The following is a 19,796-nucleotide window of genomic DNA, read 5'->3' as shown; positions in this document are numbered from 1 at the left end:
ATTCCTTCCCAGCGCACCTTTCCATGACCTGGCTTCTGCTCGCTGAAGCAGGTGTTCCGGAGGGAGGTCTTTTTGACCTCGATGCCACCCTTCCGCTGATGGCGGTTCAGGTGGTTCTCCTCACCTTCCTGCTCAATGTCCTCTTCTTCCGTCCGGTCGGCAAGGTCGTGGAAGATCGTGAGGGCTACATCTCCACCAGTCGCGCTGATGCCAAGCAGAAGCTTGCTCAGGTTGAACGCCTGGAAGCTGATCTGGCTGAACAGCTGAAAGGTGCCCGCCAGGCCGCTCAGGCCGTGATCGTTGAGGCGGAACAAGAAGTTGATCGGCTTTACCGCGAAGCACTGGCTCAGGCGGAAGCTGAAGCCAACCGCACCAAAGAGGAAAGCCGTCGTGCCATCGAGGCCGAGCGTGAGTCCGCCCGAACCCAACTCAAGGGCCAGGTGGATCAGCTGAGCACCACGATCATCAACCGTTTGCTGGCCGCGTGATGACCCTCAATCTCAATCCGCTCGAAACCAATCTGGTCAACCTGGTCATTGTGATCAGTCTCCTGGTTTGGTTCCTGCGCGGTTTCCTGGGAGGAATCCTGGAACGCCGCCGCGCCGCCATCCTTCAGGAATTGCAGGACGCAGAGTCCCGCCTGAAGACCGCCACCGAAAACCTGAGCCAGGCTCAGGCCGAGTTGGCTGCTGCCCAGCAGAAAGCCGAGAAGATTCGTGCTGATGGTCAGGCCCGCGCCGCAGGCATTCGTGCCGAAGGCGAGAAGCGCACCGTCTCCGTGATGGCTGCGATCAAGGCCGGTGCTGATGCCGATGCCGAGGCCGATGCTGCTCGGATCAAGGACAGCCTCCGTCGTGAGGCTGCCCTGGCTGCAATCGACAAGGCCCTCGCCGAACTTCCGGCTCGTCTTGATGCCAGTGCTCAGGCCAAGTTGATTGATTCCACTATCAAAAATCTGGAGAACGCCTGATGCCTCTCCTCAACTCCCTGGCTACCCCCTACGCCGAAGCATTGCTTCAGGTCACTGAGGCGCGTGGCGAGTCTGAAACCGTTGCCGATCAATGCAAGCAACTGCTTGCGATCTGGAACGACTCCGAAGACTTCCGCGACGCCATGGTTTCCCCGGTGCTTGAGCCGGACGCCAAGAAGCAAGCTCTCAAGGCGCTTGTGGGTGAGGATGTCACTCCTTCAGTTTTCAATTTGCTGAAGGTGCTGGCTGACCGTCAACGCCTCATTGCTTTCGATGCGGTGATGCTTCGCTACCTCGAGCTTTATCGGGAACAGCAGGGCATCACGCTGGCCCAGGTCCGTTCTGCTCAAAGCCTCACTGAGGATCAACAGGCGGCACTGTCTAAAAAGGTGCAGGCCATGGCCGGCACCAAAAAGGTCGACATCGACCTCAGTGTGGATCCGTCCCTAATCGGCGGTTTCGTCGTGAGTCTCGGATCTCAGGTGATCGACGCCAGCCTGTCTGGCCAGGTTCGTCGCCTCGGTCTGGCACTCGCCAAGGCGAGCTGACCTAACTCTTTCCTCCACCGCTCCTTCCTCCCCAACTCCCAGCAGGGATCACACGCCATGGTTTCCATCCGTCCCGACGAGATCAGCGCCATCCTCAAGAAGCAGATTGAGGACTACGACAAGTCGGTTTCCGTCAGCAATGTCGGCACCGTTCTGACCGTGGGCGACGGCATCGCCCGCGTTTACGGCCTGCAGCAAGCCATGGCCGGCGAACTCATTGAATTTGAGGACGGCACTGAAGGCATCGCCCTGAACCTCGAAGACGACAACGTCGGCGCGGTGCTGATGGGTGAGGGCTACGGCATTCAGGAAGGCAGCACGGTGAAGGCCACCGGCAAGATCGCCGCTGTGCCCGTGGGTGAAGCCATGTTGGGCCGGGTAGTGAACTCCCTGGGCCGTGCCATCGACGGCAAGGGCGAAATCGCCACCAGCGAGACGCGCCTGATCGAATCCATGGCGCCCGGCATCATTCAGCGCAAGTCGGTGCATGAGCCGATGCAGACCGGCATCACCGCCATCGACGCGATGATTCCCGTCGGCCGTGGCCAGCGCGAGCTGATTATTGGTGACCGCCAGACCGGCAAGACCGCCATCGCGATCGACACGATCCTGAACCAGGCGGATCAGGACATGATCTGCGTCTACGTCGCCGTGGGTCAGAAGGCTGCTTCCGTGGCCAACGTCGTTGAAGTGCTGCGTGAGCGCGGCGCCCTCGACTACACCGTGATTGTGGCGGCCAACGCTTCCGAGCCCGCTGCGTTGCAGTACCTGGCCCCCTACACCGGTGCCACCATCGCCGAGTACTTCATGTACAAGGGCAAGGCCACCCTGGTGATCTACGACGATCTCTCCAAGCAGGCTGCTGCTTACCGCCAGATGTCGCTCCTGCTGCGTCGTCCGCCCGGTCGTGAGGCCTACCCCGGCGACGTCTTCTACTGCCACAGCCGTCTCCTCGAGCGTGCAGCCAAGTTGTCTGACGCCATGGGCAAGGGTTCCATGACTGCCCTTCCGATCATCGAGACCCAGGCCGGTGACGTTTCGGCTTATATCCCCACCAACGTGATTTCGATCACGGATGGTCAGATCTTCCTCAGCTCCGACCTGTTCAACTCCGGTCTGCGTCCTGCGATCAACGTGGGTATCTCCGTGAGCCGGGTGGGTGGTGCTGCCCAGACCAAGGCCATCAAGAAGATTGCCGGCACCCTCAAGCTGGAGCTGGCCCAGTTCGACGAACTGGCCGCCTTCTCCCAGTTCGCTTCTGACCTGGACGCCTCCACCCAACAGCAGCTGGAGCGTGGCAAGCGCCTGCGTGAGCTGCTTAAACAGCCTCAGTTCAGCCCCCTGATCCTGGCTGAGCAGGTTGCCATCGTTTACGCCGGTGTGAAGGGCCTGATCGACGACGTCCCTGTCGACAAGGTTGTTGATTTCTCCCGCGAACTGCGTGAGTACCTCAAGTCCAACAAGGCTGAGTTCATCACCGAAATCCAGGAAAAGAAAGTGATGAGCCCTGAGGCTGAGGCGATCCTCAAGGACGCCATCACCGAAGTCGTGTCCACCATGGTCGCCTCCGCGGCCTGAAGGAGCTGCCGACATGGCGAATCTCAAGGAAATCCGAGACCGAATTAAGTCGGTCAAAAACACGCGCAAGATCACCGAGGCCATGCGCCTGGTGGCTGCGGCCAAGGTGCGCCGCGCCCAGGAGCAAGTGCTCCGCAGCCGTCCCTTTGCGGATCGGCTGGCACGGATCCTGGAAAACCTCCAGTCCCGCATGGGTTTCGATGATGCGGCATCTCCCCTGATGCAGCAGCGCAATGTGGAGACCATCACCCTGGTGGCGGTCACCGGCGATCGCGGCCTGTGTGGTGGCTACAACGCCAACATCATCAAGCGCACGGAACAGCGTTTCGCTGAGCTGAAGGGCAAAGGCTTCGACGTGAAGCTGCTGCTGATCGGCACCAAAGCCATCGGCTACTTCACCCGTCGGGACTACCCGATCCAGGCCACCTTCTCCGGTCTGGAACAGGTGCCCACCGCTGATGAGGCCAACACGATCTCCACGGATCTGCTGGCTGAGTTCCTGGCCGAAAGCACCGACCGTGTCGAGTTGATCTTCACCAAGTTCATCAACCTGGTGAGCTGCAAGCCCGTGGTTCAGACCCTCCTCCCCTTGGATCCTCAGGACATCGCTGATCCTGAGGATGAGATCTTCCGTCTCACCACCAAGGACGGCCTTCTCACAGTGGAGCCTGGTGCAGGCCCTGCCAACACCGAGCCGAAGATCCCTTCGGACATCGTGTTTGAGCAGACTCCTGAGCAGCTGCTCAATGCGCTTCTCCCCCTGTATCTGCAGAACCAGTTGCTGCGTTCCCTGCAGGAATCGGCTGCCTCCGAGCTGGCCAGTCGGATGACGGCCATGAACAACGCCAGCGACAACGCCAAGGAGTTGGCCAAGACCCTCACCCTTGACTACAACAAGGCCCGTCAGGCTGCGATTACCCAGGAGATCCTGGAAGTTGCAGGTGGTGCTGCCGCTGTTGGCTAACCAAATCGGCTGATCTTTTCGGTCGATCGATTCATAGACAGCCGGTCCCTCGGGGCCGGTTTTTTTTGTGCCGTGTTAACGGTGAAGCGGAGCGCTTTGAGGGTGTGGGCGTGCTTCAGCTTCATCAGCTCTTCCCCACCGTGGTGGCAACGACGCAACTTCCTCTCGACCCTCTGCAGCAGGCGTCCTGCATGCAGGCTCTGCTTGAGCTTCGCGGCCAGGCCGAGGGCAACCCCAATGAAGGCTGCGCCTGGACGGGGGACCTGCATGGGGTGTGGCAGCTGCATCAACAGCAGCCCTTTCAGGCTTTGGCTCAGCTGGTGGTTGAGCAGGCCTGGAGTTATCTCGATTCGCTTGGGTTTGAGCGAAGTCAAGTGGCTCTGCACCTGCAGCGTTGCTGGCCGGTGATCAGTGATTGGGATCAAGCGGTTGGCCGCCACCATCACCCCAATGCCCATCTCAGTGCTGTTCTGTACCTCACGGGTAACGGCTCGGGAGAAGAAGGCGTGTTGCGGCTGCATGCGTCCCATCAACTCAATGAGTTGGTGGCGGGTTTGGCGGTGGGTTACGGCGGCCCGATTGCTGAAGGCCACCCGTTCAATCAGGCCCACTGGGATCTGGCCCCACGCCCCGGTTTGCTGGTGCTGTTTCCGTCGAGCCTGCACCACAGCGTTCTGCCCAACGACGCACCAGACGAGCTGCGCTGTTCCATCAGTTTTGATTTCGTGCTGACAGCACCCGTGCAGGGTGGTTCGCCGGAATATCTGGCGCCCCACCCCCGCCACTGGGACTCGCTGGACGAGCCCATTGCCTGAGAGAATGCGGCGTCTTCCTTGTTGAGCCCGGCATGTCCGACGTGGCCACCTACACCGTCCGCGCCGAGTTCGAAGGCGAAACCCACAGCTTTCCCTGCCGCGCTGACCAGACGGTGCTGAATGCTGCTGAGGCCGCTGGCATCACCCTCCCCAGCTCCTGCTGCTCCGGGGTATGCACCACTTGTGCTGCGGTGATCAGCGAGGGCAGTGTTGAGCAGCCCGATGCCATGGGCGTGAAGGGTGAGCTTCAGCAGCAGGGCTACAGCCTGCTCTGTGTTGCTTTCCCGCGGGCTGATCTCACCCTCAAGGCGGGGCAAGAGGATGCGCTCTATGAAGCCCAGTTCGGTCAATACCAGAAGTGAGGCTTATCAGCCTGCAACGGCAGTTTCCTTGGCCTGCTGATGTGCCATTGGTTGAGCTGCGCAGCTGGATCCGTCAGCAGTTGGCTCAGGAGGGTGATCTGCTGCGTTGGGCTCTTACCGCAGTGCACTCCAGTGCCGATGGTGCCCGAACCCTTCAAGTGGAGGCAGTGATCAGCGCGTGAGCTCGGCACCGCTGCCAACGCTGATGCTGGTGCCCACGGGCATCGGTTGCGACATCGGTGGCTTTGCCGGTGACGCCCTGCCGTCTGCACGCTTGCTTGCTGCAGCGAGCGGCTGCCTGATCACCCATCCCAATGTGATGAACGGGGCTTCGCTGTATTGGAGCGATTCCCGCGTGCTCTACGTAGAGGGCTATGGCCTCGATCGGTTTGCCGTGGGTGACTGGGCCCTGCGGCCGGTGCGAAGGCAACGGATCGGCTTGCTGCTGGATGCCGGCATCGAGCCAGAGCTGGCCCAGCGCCAGATTCAGGTGGCTGAGGGCTGCCGAGCCAGCCTGGGTTTGGAGATCGGCCCGGTGGTTTCAACGGATGCGCCGCTTGAGGTGACGCTTGAGTGTGGTGCCAGTGGCGCCAGCTGGGGGCGATTGGGGCGTCCTGATGCCTTGTTGCGGGCCGGTGAACGCTTGAAGCAGGCCGGGGCGACGGCGATTGCGGTGGTGGCCCGCTTCCCGGAGGATCCGGAGAGTGACGCGTTGGCGGCGTATCGCCAGGGCAGTGGCGTGGATGGTCTGGCCGGTGCTGAAGCAGTGATCAGCCACCTGCTGGTGCAGCACCTGCAGATTCCCTGTGCCCACGCTCCGGCCTTGGACCCCTTACCCCTGGATCCGCAACTGGATCCAAGGGCGGCAGGTGAGGAGCTCGGTTACACCTTCCTGGCCTGCGTGCTGGTGGGGCTGAGCCGGGCGCCGGATCTGGTGAGCGCCCCCCGGCAGCCTGGCGATCTTGATGCGGCGCAATTGGGGGCGGTTGTGGCGCCCGCAGGCGCACTGGGGGGTGAAGCGGTGCTGGCTTGTCTGGAACGGAATGTTCCGCTGATCACAGTGGAGAACTCCGCGGTGCTGTCGGTCACGGCCGATGCCCTTGGCTTGAGCCAGGGCGTTCTTCAGGCCAGCAGTTACAGCGAGGCAGCAGGGTTGGTGCTGGCGCTGCGGGAGGGATTGAGTCCGGCGTCCCTGGGCCGGCCACTACCAGCGCTGCAACGGTTGGATTGATGCCTGGCGGTTTTGGTGGAGCCTTCGATCAGAGCCCTTGCCCCTGTGGGGGTGCTGTTTATCGCAGCTGCTGCGGGCCCCTGCATCGCGGCGATCGGCGTGCCGAAACGGCTGAACAGCTGATGCGCTCAAGATATTCAGCTTTTGCGCGTGGCGAGATCGACTATCTGCTGGCCACCCATCCCGAGCCGAATGTTCCAGCACAGCAGCGGCGTCGATCCCTGGAGCGAAGTTGCCGGCAGACCCGTTGGCTCGGCTTGACGGTGCTGGCTGTTAGCGCCGGCGGCCCGCGGGACCTGGAGGGAACGGTGCAGTTTGAAGCCTGTTACCGCGGTGGGGTGCTGAAGGAAACCTCCCTGTTTCGCCGGCGCGATGGCGCGGAGGATGGTCCTTGGCTCTATGTGGGTGCACTCCACTTGGAGGGCTAACGCAGGCAGGCCATCGGATGCCGCGGCGGCACCCCAAGTGCTTTGGCCACGCCGGGGTGGCAGACCGATCCCTGCACAGTGTTCAGGCCGGAGATGAGTTCCGGTCGTTCCGTCACCGCTTCCTCCAGGCCCCGCCCGGCGATGCCCAGGATGTACGGGAGGGTCACGCTCACCAGGGCTTCGGTGGAGGTGAACGGCACCGCACCAGGCATGTTGCCCACGGCGTAGTGCTGCACGCCGTGGATCGCCACGGTGGGATCGCGGTGGGTCGTCTCCTGGCTGGTGGCGATGCAGCCGCCCTGGTCGATGGCCACATCCACGATCACCGAACCGGGCCGCATCTGCTTCACCATCTGCTCGTCCACCAGGGTGGGGGCGCGCCCGCCGGGGGTGAGCACGGCTCCGATCACCAGATCCGCCGTCGGCACCAACCGTTCCAGAAGTCCGCGGCTGCTCACCACACTCATCAAGCGACCGCGCCGGTCGGCCTCCAGGCTGCGCAACCGCTGGGGTGAGCGGTCGAGCAGCAACACCTCGGCATCCATGGCGGCGGCCGTTCGTGCGGCATTCCATCCCACGGTGCCGGCGCCAAGCACCACCACCCGGGCCGGTTGCACGCCGGTGCAGCCCCCCATCAGCACGCCGCGGCCGCCGTGGGGTTTCTCCAGCAGGTGGGCGCCCACCTGGGCCGCCAAGCGCCCCGCGATTTCGCTCATCGGTGCCAGCAACGGCAGGCTGCCGTTCTCCAGCTGCACGGTTTCGTAGGCGATGGCGGCGGTGCCTGCCTCCAGCAGGGCCTCGCCAACGCTGGGATAGGCGGCCAGGTGCAGGTAGGTGAACAGCACCATGTCCTTCCGCAGATAGACAAATTCCTCCGCCTGCGGTTCCTTCACCTTCACCACCAAATGGGCGCCCCAGGCCTCGTCGCGGCTCACCATTTGGGCACCGGCGGCGGCGAAGGCGTCGTCACCGATTCCCGCTCCAGCCCCGGCTCCGGTTTCAATGCGCACCTCCAAGCCTTGGCTCACCAGCTCCCGCACCGCATCGGGAGTCAGCGCCACGCGCTGCTCATCGAGCTTGATCTCCTTCGGCACACCGATGCTGGCCATCGGGGCCGAGAGAACGGAGGCTGCCATGGCGGCTTCAAGGGGATGCCTTCAATCTGGCTCCGCTGGGCGGAACCCGCCACATCTCAAGGGTGGGATGGCTTTAGGCCGCTGCAATGGGCAACCGCCAGCCGCTGCCGAAGGCCTGGGGACTCACCTTGAGCAACGGTGCCGCCTGGCGACGCTTGAACTCGGCCCGTTTCAGCAACCGTTCCACCCGTTGAACAAGGGCGGGATCATGGCCGGCCGCCACCAGGGTTGGTCCAGACTGGCGCTCCTGGATCAGGGCTTTGAGCAGGGAGTCCAGAGCGTCGTAGTCGGGCAGGGAGTCGCTGTCTTTCTGGTTGGGCCTGAGCTCGGCGCTGGGGGGTTTGCGTCGAATCGCCTCCCCCACCAGCTCCCCGTGGGTCGGGAGTCCCAGCGCCTGGCGGCAGCCCCGGGCTGCTTCGCTGTCGAGCCAGTCGCACAGGGCAAACACGCTGGTTTTGTAGAGATCGCCAATCACCGAAAGCCCGCCGTTCATGTCGCCGTAGAGGGTGCAGTACCCCACGGCCAGCTCGGATTTGTTGCCGGTGGTGAGCAGCAGTTGGCCCTGCTGGTTGGCCACGGCCATCAGCAGGGTGCCGCGAATGCGTGATTGCAGATTTTCCGCCGTCACGCCCTGGGGCGTTGCCCCCAGCGGTGCGGTGAGGGCCTGGTCGTAGCCCTCCATCAGGCCGGCGATCGGCACGGTGTTGGTCTGCAGTCCCAACCGGTCGGCCAAGGCCAAGGCGTCGTCGATGGATCCAGCCGAGCTCCAGGGGGAGGGCATCAACAGCGCTGAGACCGCCTCGTTCCCAAGGGCTGCGCTGGCGATCACGGCCACCAGCGCTGAGTCGATGCCGCCGCTCAACCCCAGCAATGCCTTGTTGAACCCGCATTTCCGGGCGTAGTCACGCACCCCAAGCACCAGGGCGCGGAACAGCCGCTCCAGGGGATCCATGGGTTGAATCTGGCCGCGGGACTGCACAGGGGTGGGATGGCCGCTGTCCCAGACCGCCAGGTGCTCCTCACAGACGGGGAGCTCCAGCTGCACGGCGCCATCGGCTCCCACCACAAAACTGGCCCCGTCGAACACCAGCTCGTCGTTGCCCCCCACTTGATTGAGGTAGATCAGGGGGCAATTGAGGCGTTGCGCCGCCGCCGCCGCCAGCTGTTGGCGCAAGGCTGGCTTGGAGGCATCGAAGGGGGAAGCCGCCAGATTGATCACCAGATCCGGCTGTTCGGGGATCAGTTGATCGATGGGATCCGGTCCGTCTAGGCGCTCGCGCTGCAGGCCGTCATCCACCCAGAGGTCTTCGCAGATGGTGAGGCCCAGTCGTTTCCCGTTGGGCAGGCTGAGCAGGCAGGGCCCATGGCCCGGGCGGAAGTAGCGCCGCTCATCGAAGACGTCGTAACTGGGCAGCAGTTGTTTCTGGGCAATCGGCCGCCAGCCCAGGCGATTCACCAGCACCACACCGTTGTGCAGCCGTGGACTGCGGGCATCTGATGCGGGCAGCGCAGCTCCCACCAACAGGTTGACGCTGCTGTTCAGTTGGTTCACCAGCCACTGCAGCACCGTGTCCTGCTGTTGGAGGCGGCTGGGCTCGAGCAACTGGTCCCGGGGGGGATACCCCCAGAGGGAGAGTTCAGGGGTGAGCACCAGCTCAATAGCCTGCTCTTCTGCCCTGCGCACGGCCTCCAGAATCCGCTTCGCGTTGCTCTCGAAGTCGCCGACCACGGGGTTGAGTTGGGCCAGGGCGATGCGCATCAGCAGAGGCTCCCCGAAAGGCCGTAAAGATTGTGCTGGAGCAACAGCGGCCACACCGCTTCAGGGATCTGCGCTTGATTCGGTTGCTGGCGCAGTTGCGAACTGGCGGTGGCGGGAACCTCCAGATCCAGCAGCTCCACCTGTCCGCCCAGATCGCGCAGGGCCTGCAGCGTCGCCTCCTCGAGGGGCCAACCCTTGCGGGGGGCGATGGCCAGGCGGCACTGCGGCAGCCAGCAATCGCTCTGTTTCCAGCGGGGAATCTGGCCAGCGAGATCGCTGCCCACCACAAACACCAGGTTGCGATCAGGCCAATGCTGGGCAGCCCGTTGCAAGGTGATCAAGGTGTATGGGCTGCTCAGATGCTGGGCCAGCTCGAGACGTTCATCCTGCAGTTGCTGCACCAGCTGGCCGAGCAGCATCGCTCGCAACTCCAGGGGGGCATCGTGCTCTTTCAGGGGATTGTCGCTGGCCCATGTCGCCACCTGGCCGTAGCGGTTCAACAGCCCCTCAAGCAGCACCTGATGGCCGCGGGTGGGTGGATCGGCGCTGGTGCCCAGCAAAGCGATGGCAGCAGCGGTCATCTCAGGGCAGCAGTGGTTGCAGATCTTGTTCCAGGGCTTTGGGCCAGCGCAACAGCCAGTGGTGCACCACGGGATCACGTTCGGCCAGGCGGCGTAACAGCGCACCGGGTTGTCCACCGCGCCGTCGCAGCAACTGCTGCGCCACCAGACGCCCCGTTCGGCGGCTGGCATGCACCGCCAGGGCGGCTTGGGCCAAGGCCACCGGGGCTGCAGGGGCCATGCTGGCGCCGCCGCTCACCGGCACCAGCAGCAGCAGGGCCTGCTTGAGGGCCGCCAGCCCCAGCTGCACCCCGCCCAACAAGGCGTTGTGGCTGGAGAGCCGGGTGAGCAGCAGCCGTGCCGCCGCTGGTGTCATCGGCAGGTTGTAGAGACGGCTGAGCTGCAGCACCAGGGCGGTGTCGCAGGCCATGCCTCCGGCCATATCCAATGCCACTACAGGGTTGACGGCCACGCCGGTGGCCTTGGCGGCTGCATAACGACCGATCAGGCTCTGGGCCGTGCGGCGGTGCTGTTGCAGCCGCAGTGCTTGGCAGGCCCTCTGGAAGCGGTCGGCCTGACGCAGCGACTGAATCGCCAACAGCAGGGTGCCTTCGTTCTCCAGCTGCCGGCAGAGCTGCTTCTGCAGATCCTGCACCTGCGGCGTCGTGATCGTGCTGCGCACCCGCCCATCGGCCTGGATCTGGGGGCTGCGGGGCGCTGCCGCTGCCGCGGTGATCGGCAGATCAACCGGCAGCCGGGCGCGGATGCTGCGCAGCAGTTCGGCACGTTCCTGCTCTGGCCAACGGTCGCTCCGGTTCAGCACCAGCTGCAGGGGCTTGCCGCTCTCCAGCAGCGTTCGTAAGGCCTCCAGGTCGGCTCGGGTCAGGTCGCTGTCCACCACCAGCAGCACCAGATCAGCCCCCATGGCCACGCGGGAGGCCAAGCGAGCCCGCCCGGCGGCATCGATTTCATCAATGCCGGGGGTGTCCACCAGTTCCACCCTGGTCAGCCCGGCAATCTCCACGGGCCAGTCCACCGCCTGCTGATGGCGGGTGCTGCCGTGGGCGACATCCGTTGCCAGCAGTGGCCGGCGGATCAAGGCATTGATCAGGCTGGATTTGCCGACCCCCACCCGACCAAACAGAGCAATGCGCAGGCGTCGTTGCTGCAGCCGTTGCAGCTGACGATCCAGCAGCCGCAATTCACCCCCCAGCAGTCCCTGGTCCCGTGGGCTCAGCTGAAGCTGACTGCGCCAGTGTTCCAGCAGCAGCTGGCAGCGCTCAACGGTATGGGGCGGGGTGGGTTGCATCCCGCTCATGCTGCCGGCTTGCGCCACCAGCCGGCCAGCACGGCCAGCACCGATTCGGCACCGATCACGCCGACAAAGCCACCGAATTCATCCACCACCACGCGCACACCACCGCTGTCGCGCCGGAAGCCCGTCAGCAGCCGATCAGCCCGGATCATCTCGGGCACGTATTCCACCGGTTCGCAGAGGTCAACGGGTGTGAGCAGGCCGCGGTTCTCCAACAGGGCGGTGAGCACCCGCTCGCGGCTGGCCACGCCAAGCACCTTGTCCACTTGATCGCCCAGCACCACCCACCAGGGGTCGTTGGTGCTCATCAGCTTGGCCCGCTGGGCTTCGATGCTGAGGCTGCCGTCCAGGGTGGGCGCCGCCACCCGCGGCGTCATCAGGTCGCGGGCGGTGAGGTCGTTGAGCTGAAACACCTTGCCGATCATCGCGGCTTCATCGGCTTCGATCTCTCCCTTCTGGGAGCCCAGGCGAGCCAGCAGACGGATCTCCTCTTCATTGGTGCTGAGTTCCGCTTCGGCGGTGATGGCCGGCAGCATCCGTTCCAGCAGCAGCACCAGCGGCCTGAGCACCAGGCCGAGCCAATGCAACAGGGGTGCGCTGGCCAGGGCCACCGGCAGGGCCAGACGGCTTCCGAGGGCTTTGGGCAGGATTTCACCTAGCAGGATCACCAGGACGGTGAGTCCCACCGAGAACACCGGCAGGGCAACACCGCTGATGTTGCGCTGCTCGAACACCCAGGCGGCATAACCGCCCAGCATCAGGCTGCCGAAAATATTGAAGCCGTTATTGGCGATCACCAGAGCCGACAGGGTGCGCCCCAGCCGTTGACGCAACTGCGCCAGCCGCCGGGCCCCGGCCACGGGACGTTCCCGGGCCGCCAGCTCGTGCACCCGGATCGGACTCACGGTCAACAGGGCGGCTTCCACTCCGGAACAGAGGGCCGAACCCAGCAGCACCACCAAAACCAGCAGCAACAGCACCAGGAGGTCCGAGTTGGGCGCCATCCAGAGGTGGTCTGTAGTCGAATTACTCTATCGACGCCTGTGGAACACACCAGACGTGAAAAAGGCGTTGATAACTGGGATCACGGGCCAGGACGGCAGCTATCTGACGGAGCTCCTGCTGGAGAAGGGTTACGAGGTGCACGGGATCAAGCGCCGCTCCAGCAGCTTCAACACCAGCCGGATTGATCACTTGTACCAGGATCCTCATGACCAGGATCCACGCCTGATCCTGCACTACGGCGACCTCACTGACAGCACCAATCTGATTCGCATCATCCAGCAGGTGCAGCCCGATGAGATCTACAACCTTGGCGCCCAGAGCCATGTGGCTGTGAGTTTTGAGGCACCGGAGTACACCGCCAACAGCGATGCCCTCGGAACTCTGCGCATTCTTGAGGCGGTGCGGATGCTGGGATTGACCGAAAAAACCCGCATCTATCAGGCCAGCACCAGTGAGCTCTACGGCCTGGTGCAGGAAATTCCGCAAAAGGAATCAACGCCTTTCTATCCCCGCAGTCCCTACGGCGTGGCCAAGTTGTACGCCTACTGGATCACGGTGAACTACCGCGAGTCTTATGGGATGTACGCCTGCAACGGCGTGCTGTTTAACCACGAGAGCCCCCGCCGCGGCGAAACCTTTGTCACCCGAAAGATCACCCGGGGCCTTTGCCGCATTGATGCGGGTCTTGAGGAGTGTCTTTACATGGGCAACCTTGATGCCAAGCGTGACTGGGGCCACGCCCGCGATTACGTCGAGATGCAGTGGCGGATGCTCCAGCAGGAGCATCCGGAGGATTTCGTCATCGCTACCGGGCGCCAGGAGAGTGTGCGCCGCTTCATTGAGCTTGCAGCGGAGAAGATCGGCTGGGGCGGCATCACCTGGGAAGGTGCTGCGCTGGAGGAGGTAGGCCGCCGTGTCGACAGCGGTGCCGTGGTGGTCCGGATTGACCCCCGCTATTTCCGCCCCGCTGAGGTGGAAACCCTGCTGGGCGATCCCACCAAGGCGCGCGACAAACTGGGTTGGACCCCCACCACCACTCTGGAGCAGCTGGTGGCGGAGATGGTGGAGACCGATCACGAGGAGGCGCGTAAGGAAGCGCTGCTGAAGCGGGAAGGTTTCAAGGTTGTCGGGGCGCACGAATGACCCTGATCTCTGGATCCGACAGGATCGCCATTTTTGGTGCTCGGGGGATGGCGGGCAGTGCCATCGCCCGGGCCTTGCAGCAGCGCGGTTATGGATCGCTGTTAACACCAGGCCGTAATGCCTTGGATTGTCTGGATCGCCCTGCAGTGGAGCAGTGGATGCAGCAGTCGCGGCCGGACGTGGTGGTTCTCGCCGCTGCCAGGGTGGGTGGCATTCAGGCCAACAACAGCTTTCCGGCTGATTTCCTGCTGGACAACCTCAAGATCCAAACCAATGTGATCGAGGCGGCATGGGCCAGTGGTGTCCGGCGGCTGCTGTTCCTTGGCAGCAGTTGCATCTACCCGAAGTTCGCAGACCAACCGATTCGCGAAGAGGCGCTGCTCACCGGGGCCCTAGAGCCCACCAATGAGTGGTACGCCATCGCCAAGATCAGCGGCATCAAGCTGTGTGAGGCCCTTCGCCGTCAGCACGCCTTTGATGCCATCAGCCTGATGCCAACGAACCTGTACGGGACGGGGGATAACTACCACCCCACCAACAGCCATGTGCTGCCTGCCCTGCTGCGCCGCTTCCATGAAGCCAAGACCCGTGGGGATGCGTCGGTCACCTGCTGGGGCAGTGGCACTCCGCTGCGGGAGTTTTTGCATGCTGATGACCTGGGTGCGGCTTGTGTATTCGCCTTGGAGCATTGGAGCGCAATGGCGGACGATGCCCCACTGAACGAGGCCGGCCAGCCCTTGGCCTTTTTGAATGTGGGCACCGGGGTTGATCTCACGATTCGCGCCTTGGCGGAGCAGATCGCTGCCGTGGTGGGCTTCAGCGGAGACCTGCTGTGGGAGACGAGCAAGCCAGATGGAACACCGAAAAAGCAGCTGGATGTCAGCCGTCTGCGGGCCATGGGCTGGTCGGCATCGATTTCCCTGGCCGATGGCCTGCAGCGTGCTTACGCGGATTTCCAGGCAGCTCTGGCGACGGAACAATTGAGGGGCTGAGCTGCCATCCTGTTCCCCTGAACGCTCTGCTGCTGTGAACGGTTTCGACTCCGGCATCCACTCGCGTCGTCGCGCTCTGTTCATGGAGCAACTCGGCGCTGCCGCCGCGGTGATTCCGGCCGCGGCATTGGCGACTCATCACGCCGACTGCGAATGGCCCTTCCGGCAGGACAGCGATTTCTTTTATCTCACCGGTTTTGATGAACCGGATGCGGTGGCTCTGCTGCTGCCGCATCGACCGGAAGGCGAGCGCTACGTGCTGTTCGTGCAGCCCAAGGACCCTGCTGCTGAGGTGTGGACCGGCTTCCGATGGGGCACCGAAGGCGCCGTGGAGCGCTATGGGGCGGACCTGGCTCATCCGCTGGATCAGCTGAGCGAAAAACTGCCCGAGTACCTCGCCGGTGCCGAAGCCATCGCCTTCCGGGTGGGCCGAAACACATCGGTGGAGTCGATGGTGCTTTCGGCCTGGGGGCGGCAACTGGACACCTATGCCCGCACGGGGACGGCGGCCCTGGGCCTGGTGGCACCAACGCCGATCCTGCATCGCCTGCGGCTGCGCAAGGAGCCCCATGAGTTGGAGCGTTTGCGGGAGGCCTGCCGCATCTCCTCAGAAGCCCACGAGCTGGCCCGATCGATCACCCGCCCGGGCATGAACGAAGCCGAGGTTCAGGCTGCGATGGAGGCCCATTTCCGCAGCAACGGGGCCCGTGGTCCGGCCTACGGATCCATCGTCGCCGGCGGTGATAACGCCTGCGTGCTGCACTACACCGCCAACACGGCCCCGCTGCAGGACGGTGACCTGCTGCTGATCGATGCCGGTTGTTCGCTGGAGGATTACTACAACGGCGACATCACCCGCACTTTCCCGGTGAATGGCCGCTTCACGGTGGAACAGCGGGAGCTCTACAGCCTGGTGCTGGAGGCTCAGGAAGCTGCGGTTGCCGTTGTGGCTCCCGGCGGCACGGCGGAGGCGGTGCACGACACCGCCCTGCGAATTCTGGTGGAGGGCTTGGTGGACCTGGGCCTGCTGATCGGGGATGTGGACGGCATCATCGAGCGAGGCGATTACCGCCACCTGTACATGCACCGCACCGGCCATTGGCTGGGTCTGGATGTGCATGACGTGGGGGCCTACCGGCTAGGTGAGCAACCTGCGCCGCTGGAGCCAGGCATGGTGCTCACCGTTGAGCCCGGTCTTTACGTCAGCGATCGCCTCAGCGTGCCGGAAGGACAGCCAGAGATTGACGATCGCTGGAAAGGCATCGGCATCCGCATCGAAGACGACGTTGCCGTCACCGAGACGGGCCATGAGGTGCTCACCGCCGGTGCCCTCAAGAGCGTTGCTGCGATGGAGCGCTGATCGCCTCGATCAGCGGGGAGTTTCGCGGACCGCAGTTGCCCTTATCCCGCAGCTCCTTCCCAGTGCAAGACCGCTTCAGTGGTCGTCAGCACGTGATCGGCGCCCGCTTCCCGCAGCCGTTGCTCATAGATGTCGCGCGCCGCAGCCTGCTCTGGGGTTTGTAGGTGAGGCGGTGCCACCGCCAGGCTCACGAATCGTTTTTCCGGCCAGCGTTCCCGGGCCTGGATCACGGTGTTCACATCGGCCACGGTGTCGCCGAGATAGGCCACCTGAACTCCCTCGGCACTGGCCCCCAGTGCTTTGGCCAGGCGGATCAAGCCTGTGGGGTCCGGTTTGTCGGGGGCATCCCCCATCGCGATCAGGGGCGGGTCCTGGAGCCCCAGGCGCTGTTGCAGCACGAAGCGGGCTGAGGGTGGTTCAGCTCCACTCACAAATCCCCAGCGCAACTTGCGCTTCGACAGTGTGGTGAAAAAGCTGGCGTCCACCAGAAGAGGCTCATCACCGATGAAGCCCGTCCATTGGCTGGGGTCTCCATCCGGATCTCCGCCGAAGTAGAAGCCGCTGAACACATCGATCAGCGCGGCGCGATCCGGCAGCTCAGCACCATGGCGCCGCATCAGTTCCAGGCTGGCGTCCCAGTCGTTGTTCCAGGCTCCCTCAGCCTTCAACGCATCGATGACATCAGCGCTGGGTTGCCAACCGCAGTAGTGCTGCACAGTGCATTGAAGGGCCCGTCGATAGCTGCCCGCGACATCGCGGATCACACCATCGATGTCGAACAGCAGGATGGTTGGGGATCCCAGAACGTCCAATGGGGAGCGGCTGTTAGGTTAGTTGTTTGTATTTCTGTCTTGAGCGCTGACACCATGACGGTCACCGAAGGCGCTGCCCCTACCGACCAGGAGGTCGCGACTCCGTCAGCCGACGCGGCTGAAGGCGCCACCCAGGCAGCTGAAACTACTGAAAAGCCTGCAGCCAGCGAAGCTGAAGGCCGTCCTGTGCTGAAGGGCGCCGCCGCGGCTCTGGCCACGGCCACCATCGATGCCGATGGTGTTCCTTCCGGTTACACCCCCAAGGCCGATGAGGGCCGCTTCCTGCTGAAGATCCTCTGGCTTCCCGACAACGTGGCCCTTGCGGTTGATCAGATCGTTGGCGGTGGCCCCAGCCCCCTCACCTCCTACTTCTTCTGGCCCCGTGAGGATGCCTGGGAAAGCCTGAAGACCGAACTGGAAGGCAAGAGCTGGATCACCGACAACGAGCGGGTTGAAGTGCTCAACCAGGCCACTGAGGTGATCAACTACTGGCAGGAAGAGGGCAAAGGCAAGAGCCTCGACGAGGCCAAGGCCAAGTTCCCCGAAGTCACCTTCTGCGGTACCGCCTGATTCCGCTTTTCAATTTGATGATGCAAACCTGCCTTCGGGCAGGTTTTTTTATGCCTTCCTGTGGCTTGGCTGGTGTTGGGAAAACGAACGGACAAACCACACCACAAAAAAGGCCAGGGGCGCTAACCCCTGGCCTTTTGCGACGTCATCCTTGAAACAGGGGGATGAATCAGTCGGAGGTTTTGCTGGCCTGAAGGCGAGCGCGGGCTTCATTCAGCTGTTGCTGCGCCTTGAGTTTTTCCGGCGAAGCAGGTTGGCCTTCCATGCCAGCCACCACGGTGGAGGCCTTCTGGAAAGCGGCTTCGGCGGCAGCGGCATCGATGGAGCTGCCCAGTTCGGCCTTGTTCACCAGAACGGTGACTTCATCAGCATCCACTTCGGCAAAACCACCCATCAGAGCGATGGAGTTCCAGGCACCGTTGGCACGCACCCGCAGCACACCGATGTCGATGGCGGTGAGCAGGGAGATGTGGCCGGGCAGGATGCCGAGTTGACCGGTAGTACTGGGCAGGATCACCTCGTCGGCGCTGCCATCAAAGACGTTCTGGTCTGTTGCCAGCACGCGGAGGGTGAGGGACATGAACCTTGGTTCGAAAAGAGAACGGACTGTCGAGAAACACGTGATCGGGGGTGTGAATCACACCCCCGCAGGGATCACTTGGTTTCGGCGGCGATCTTCTCGGCCTTGGCTTTCACTTCCTCGATGTTGCCCACCAGGTAGAAGGCGGCTTCGGGGAGGCTGTCCAGCTCACCGGAAAGGATCTGGTTGAAACCAGCGATGGTCTCCTCCAGCTTCACGTACTTGCCGGGCATGCCGGTGAAGATTTCAGCCACGAAGAAAGGCTGGGAGAGGAACTTCTCCACCTTGCGGGCACGGTCCACGGTGCGACGGTCGTCTTCCGACAGTTCGTCGAGACCAAGAATCGCGATGATGTCCTGCAGTTCCTTGTAGCGCTGCAGGGTGGACTGCACGGCGCGGGCGGTGCGGTAGTGCTCGTCACCCACCACAGCTGGCTGGAGCATGGTGCTGGTGGAATCCAGAGGATCCACAGCGGGGTAGATGCCCTTGGAAGCCAGGGCACGGTTCAGCACCGTGGTGGCGTCGAGGTGGGCAAAGGTGGTGGCCGGTGCGGGGTCGGTCAGGTCGTCAGCAGGCACGTAAACGGCCTGGATCGAGGTGATCGAACCTTCAACGGTGGATGCAACACGCTCCTGCAGGGCACCCACGTCGGTGCCCAGGGTGGGCTGGTAGCCCACAGCGGAAGGCATGCGACCCAGCAGTGCGGACACCTCGGAGCCGGCCTGCACGAAGCGGAAGATGTTGTCCACGAACAGCAGCACGTCCTGCTTGTTCACGTCGCGGAAGTGCTCAGCCATGGTCAGAGCGGAGAGGCCCACGCGCATCCGGGCGCCGGGGGGCTCGTTCATCTGGCCATAGCAGAGGGCCACCTTCGACTTGGACAGGTCGTCGGCGTTGATCACGCCGGATTCCTTGAATTCCTCGTAGAGGTCGTTGCCCTCACGGGTGCGCTCACCCACACCACCGAACACAGACACACCGCCATGCTCCTTGGCGATGTTGTTGATCAGCTCCTGAATCAGCACGGTCTTGCCCACGCCGGCGCCGCCGAACAGGCCGACCTTGCCGCCCTGGCGATAGGGAGCAAGGAGATCGATCACCTTGATGCCGGTCTCGAACACCTTGGGCTTGGTCTCAAGCTCAGTGATGTTGGGGGCATCCCGGTGGATGGGAGCGGTGGCCGTGGTGTTGACGGGGCCCTGCTCGTCTACGGGCTCGCCCAGCACGTTGAAGATGCGGCCGAGGGTGCCTTCACCCACGGGCACGGAGATCGGTGCACCGGTGTCAACGGCTTCCATACCGCGCACCAGACCGTCGGTGCCACTCATGGCAACGGCACGAACCCGGTGATCACCCAGAAGCTGTTGAACCTCAGCGGTCAGAGCGACGTCGTCACCTGCGGGGTTTTTCCCCTCGATGCGCAGGGCGTTATAGATCTTGGGCAGTTTCCCGGCGGGAAATTCCACGTCCAGAACCGGGCCGATCACCTGACGGATCACACCCTTGGTGCCAGCAGATGCAGGAGCAGAAGCGACCATAGGAAGGAGAGTTGCGGGAACAGGCGCTGCGCGCTCGGACCCATTCAGAGCGGCGCAACCATACCACCGCTGTGGTTGCACCCCCCCCGGTTCGGTCACCCGCACAGCTTGGGGTATGGCCCAGGGGGTG

The 19,796-nt window shown here is 63.5% G+C and carries 22 protein-coding genes; 14 read left to right on the top strand and 8 right to left on the bottom strand.

Annotated elements, in window-relative coordinates; all coding sequences use genetic code 11:
• Window positions 1-23: 23 nt before the first annotated feature.
• The 10 genes from SynM161_RS09660 to SynM161_RS09615 all read left to right on the top strand — a co-directional run bounded on the left by SynM161_RS09660 (window position 24) and on the right by SynM161_RS09615 (window position 6,896).
• Window positions 24-488, top strand: coding sequence for a F0F1 ATP synthase subunit B' (locus SynM161_RS09660; RefSeq protein ID WP_006851720.1), 465 nt, complete (start codon window positions 24-26; stop codon window positions 486-488).
• Window positions 488-970, top strand: a complete 483-nt coding sequence (locus SynM161_RS09655) for a F0F1 ATP synthase subunit B (RefSeq protein WP_186541097.1) — start codon at window positions 488-490, stop codon at window positions 968-970. The genes SynM161_RS09660 and SynM161_RS09655 overlap by 1 nt, the downstream gene beginning before the upstream one ends.
• Window positions 970-1,518, top strand: a complete 549-nt coding sequence (gene atpH / locus SynM161_RS09650; protein WP_186541095.1) for an ATP synthase F1 subunit delta — start codon at window positions 970-972, stop codon at window positions 1,516-1,518. The genes SynM161_RS09655 and atpH overlap by 1 nt, the downstream gene beginning before the upstream one ends.
• A 57-nt stretch (window positions 1,519-1,575) precedes the next feature.
• Window positions 1,576-3,096 carry a F0F1 ATP synthase subunit alpha gene (gene atpA, locus SynM161_RS09645; RefSeq protein ID WP_011365131.1) on the top strand — a complete coding sequence of 507 codons (1,521 nt, stop codon included), beginning with the start codon at window positions 1,576-1,578 and terminating at the stop codon, window positions 3,094-3,096.
• 13 nt (window positions 3,097-3,109) lie between these two features.
• Window positions 3,110-4,060 (top strand): F0F1 ATP synthase subunit gamma, encoded by a 951-nt coding sequence (locus tag SynM161_RS09640; RefSeq protein ID WP_186541093.1) that lies wholly within the window; start codon window positions 3,110-3,112, stop codon window positions 4,058-4,060.
• A 104-nt stretch (window positions 4,061-4,164) separates the two neighbouring features.
• Entirely contained in the window at window positions 4,165-4,875 is a 711-nt protein-coding gene (locus tag SynM161_RS09635; RefSeq protein WP_186541091.1) for a TIGR02466 family protein, read from the top strand.
• Window positions 4,876-4,907: 32 nt separating this feature from the next.
• Window positions 4,908-5,237 (top strand): 2Fe-2S iron-sulfur cluster-binding protein, encoded by a 330-nt coding sequence (locus SynM161_RS09630; RefSeq protein ID WP_114989502.1) that lies wholly within the window; start codon window positions 4,908-4,910, stop codon window positions 5,235-5,237.
• Between the two features lie 41 nt (window positions 5,238-5,278).
• Entirely contained in the window at window positions 5,279-5,419 is a 141-nt protein-coding gene (locus SynM161_RS09625) for a hypothetical protein (RefSeq protein ID WP_255441771.1), read from the top strand.
• A 23-nt stretch (window positions 5,420-5,442) separates the two neighbouring features.
• Entirely contained in the window at window positions 5,443-6,468 is a 1,026-nt protein-coding gene (locus tag SynM161_RS09620) for a DUF3326 domain-containing protein (RefSeq protein ID WP_255441770.1), read from the top strand.
• A complete protein-coding gene (locus tag SynM161_RS09615) occupies window positions 6,468-6,896 on the top strand; it encodes a YchJ family protein (protein ID WP_186541087.1) in 429 nt (142 codons plus the stop codon). The genes SynM161_RS09620 and SynM161_RS09615 overlap by 1 nt, the downstream gene beginning before the upstream one ends.
• Here the strand turns inward: SynM161_RS09615 and ald are convergent.
• The 5 genes from ald to SynM161_RS09590 all read right to left on the bottom strand — a co-directional run bounded on the left by ald (window position 6,893) and on the right by SynM161_RS09590 (window position 12,670).
• A complete protein-coding gene (gene ald / locus SynM161_RS09610; protein ID WP_186541085.1) occupies window positions 6,893-8,032 on the bottom strand; it encodes an alanine dehydrogenase in 1,140 nt (379 codons plus the stop codon). The genes SynM161_RS09615 and ald overlap by 4 nt on opposite strands.
• Before the next feature lie 73 nt (window positions 8,033-8,105).
• Entirely contained in the window at window positions 8,106-9,791 is a 1,686-nt protein-coding gene (locus SynM161_RS09605; RefSeq protein WP_186541083.1) for an NAD+ synthase, read from the bottom strand.
• On the bottom strand, window positions 9,791-10,372 hold the full coding sequence (locus SynM161_RS09600) for a nicotinate-nucleotide adenylyltransferase (protein ID WP_186541081.1): 582 nt from the start codon (window positions 10,370-10,372) through the stop codon (window positions 9,791-9,793). The genes SynM161_RS09605 and SynM161_RS09600 overlap by 1 nt, the downstream gene beginning before the upstream one ends.
• A gap of 1 nt (window position 10,373) precedes the next feature.
• Complete coding sequence (locus SynM161_RS09595; protein WP_186542640.1) at window positions 10,374-11,669, bottom strand: GTP-binding protein; 1,296 nt, start codon at window positions 11,667-11,669, stop codon at window positions 10,374-10,376.
• Window positions 11,666-12,670: a CNNM domain-containing protein gene (locus SynM161_RS09590; protein ID WP_186541079.1), complete on the bottom strand. Its 1,005-nt coding sequence runs from the start codon at window positions 12,668-12,670 to the stop codon at window positions 11,666-11,668. Before SynM161_RS09590 ends, SynM161_RS09595 begins: the two co-directional genes overlap by 4 nt.
• A gap of 67 nt (window positions 12,671-12,737) precedes the next feature.
• Between SynM161_RS09590 and gmd the strand changes: the two genes are divergently transcribed.
• The 3 genes from gmd to SynM161_RS09575 are packed head-to-tail and all read left to right on the top strand — an operon-like array spanning window position 12,738 to window position 16,166.
• Window positions 12,738-13,814, top strand: a complete 1,077-nt coding sequence (gmd, locus tag SynM161_RS09585) for a GDP-mannose 4,6-dehydratase (RefSeq protein ID WP_255441769.1) — start codon at window positions 12,738-12,740, stop codon at window positions 13,812-13,814.
• On the top strand, window positions 13,811-14,806 hold the full coding sequence (locus tag SynM161_RS09580) for a GDP-L-fucose synthase (RefSeq protein WP_186541067.1): 996 nt from the start codon (window positions 13,811-13,813) through the stop codon (window positions 14,804-14,806). The genes gmd and SynM161_RS09580 overlap by 4 nt, the downstream gene beginning before the upstream one ends.
• A 34-nt stretch (window positions 14,807-14,840) precedes the next feature.
• Window positions 14,841-16,166 (top strand): aminopeptidase P N-terminal domain-containing protein, encoded by a 1,326-nt coding sequence (locus SynM161_RS09575; protein ID WP_186541065.1) that lies wholly within the window; start codon window positions 14,841-14,843, stop codon window positions 16,164-16,166.
• A 41-nt stretch (window positions 16,167-16,207) separates the two neighbouring features.
• Here SynM161_RS09575 and SynM161_RS09570 read toward each other — a convergent pair whose 3' ends face one another.
• The gene (locus SynM161_RS09570) at window positions 16,208-16,978 is read right to left on the bottom strand and encodes a TIGR01548 family HAD-type hydrolase (protein ID WP_186541063.1); all 771 of its coding nucleotides are present in this window, start codon (window positions 16,976-16,978) and stop codon (window positions 16,208-16,210) included.
• A 54-nt stretch (window positions 16,979-17,032) separates the two neighbouring features.
• Here SynM161_RS09570 and SynM161_RS09565 point away from each other — a divergent pair, with 54 nt between their 5' ends.
• On the top strand, window positions 17,033-17,548 hold the full coding sequence (locus SynM161_RS09565; RefSeq protein ID WP_186541061.1) for a 30S ribosomal protein PSRP-3: 516 nt from the start codon (window positions 17,033-17,035) through the stop codon (window positions 17,546-17,548).
• Window positions 17,549-17,717: 169 nt separating this feature from the next.
• Here the strand turns inward: SynM161_RS09565 and atpC are convergent, their stop codons facing one another.
• Together atpC and atpD are read right to left on the bottom strand one after the other, a co-directional pair.
• Window positions 17,718-18,128 carry an ATP synthase F1 subunit epsilon gene (gene atpC, locus SynM161_RS09560; protein ID WP_186495957.1) on the bottom strand — a complete coding sequence of 137 codons (411 nt, stop codon included), beginning with the start codon at window positions 18,126-18,128 and terminating at the stop codon, window positions 17,718-17,720.
• Between the two features lie 74 nt (window positions 18,129-18,202).
• Window positions 18,203-19,666, bottom strand: a complete 1,464-nt coding sequence (gene atpD / locus SynM161_RS09555; protein WP_115010090.1) for a F0F1 ATP synthase subunit beta — start codon at window positions 19,664-19,666, stop codon at window positions 18,203-18,205.
• Between the last annotated feature and the right edge of the window lie 130 nt (window positions 19,667-19,796).

It is taken from the genome of Synechococcus sp. M16.1 (genome assembly GCF_014279895.1).
In the GTDB taxonomy this organism is placed as follows: Bacteria; Cyanobacteriota; Cyanobacteriia; order PCC-6307; family Cyanobiaceae; genus Parasynechococcus.
Note: the sequence above shows the minus strand (reverse complement) of the source record. Positions and strands in the feature narration are given on the sequence as shown.

Coding starts and splice junctions, on each gene's coding strand:
- SynM161_RS09660 (WP_006851720.1), top strand. CDS start 24: ATGACCTGGCTTCTGCTCGCTGAAGCAGGTGTTCCGGAGGGAGGTCTT.
- SynM161_RS09655 (WP_186541097.1), top strand. CDS start 488: ATGACCCTCAATCTCAATCCGCTCGAAACCAATCTGGTCAACCTGGTC.
- atpH (WP_186541095.1), top strand. CDS start 970: ATGCCTCTCCTCAACTCCCTGGCTACCCCCTACGCCGAAGCATTGCTT.
- atpA (WP_011365131.1), top strand. CDS start 1,576: ATGGTTTCCATCCGTCCCGACGAGATCAGCGCCATCCTCAAGAAGCAG.
- SynM161_RS09640 (WP_186541093.1), top strand. CDS start 3,110: ATGGCGAATCTCAAGGAAATCCGAGACCGAATTAAGTCGGTCAAAAAC.
- SynM161_RS09630 (WP_114989502.1), top strand. CDS start 4,908: ATGTCCGACGTGGCCACCTACACCGTCCGCGCCGAGTTCGAAGGCGAA.
- SynM161_RS09620 (WP_255441770.1), top strand. CDS start 5,443: ATGCTGGTGCCCACGGGCATCGGTTGCGACATCGGTGGCTTTGCCGGT.
- SynM161_RS09615 (WP_186541087.1), top strand. CDS start 6,468: ATGCCTGGCGGTTTTGGTGGAGCCTTCGATCAGAGCCCTTGCCCCTGT.
- ald (WP_186541085.1), bottom strand. CDS start 8,032: ATGGCAGCCTCCGTTCTCTCGGCCCCGATGGCCAGCATCGGTGTGCCG.
- SynM161_RS09605 (WP_186541083.1), bottom strand. CDS start 9,791: ATGCGCATCGCCCTGGCCCAACTCAACCCCGTGGTCGGCGACTTCGAG.
- SynM161_RS09600 (WP_186541081.1), bottom strand. CDS start 10,372: ATGACCGCTGCTGCCATCGCTTTGCTGGGCACCAGCGCCGATCCACCC.
- SynM161_RS09595 (WP_186542640.1), bottom strand. CDS start 11,669: ATGAGCGGGATGCAACCCACCCCGCCCCATACCGTTGAGCGCTGCCAG.
- SynM161_RS09590 (WP_186541079.1), bottom strand. CDS start 12,670: ATGGCGCCCAACTCGGACCTCCTGGTGCTGTTGCTGCTGGTTTTGGTG.
- SynM161_RS09580 (WP_186541067.1), top strand. CDS start 13,811: ATGACCCTGATCTCTGGATCCGACAGGATCGCCATTTTTGGTGCTCGG.
- SynM161_RS09565 (WP_186541061.1), top strand. CDS start 17,033: ATGACGGTCACCGAAGGCGCTGCCCCTACCGACCAGGAGGTCGCGACT.
- atpC (WP_186495957.1), bottom strand. CDS start 18,128: ATGTCCCTCACCCTCCGCGTGCTGGCAACAGACCAGAACGTCTTTGAT.
- atpD (WP_115010090.1), bottom strand. CDS start 19,666: ATGGTCGCTTCTGCTCCTGCATCTGCTGGCACCAAGGGTGTGATCCGT.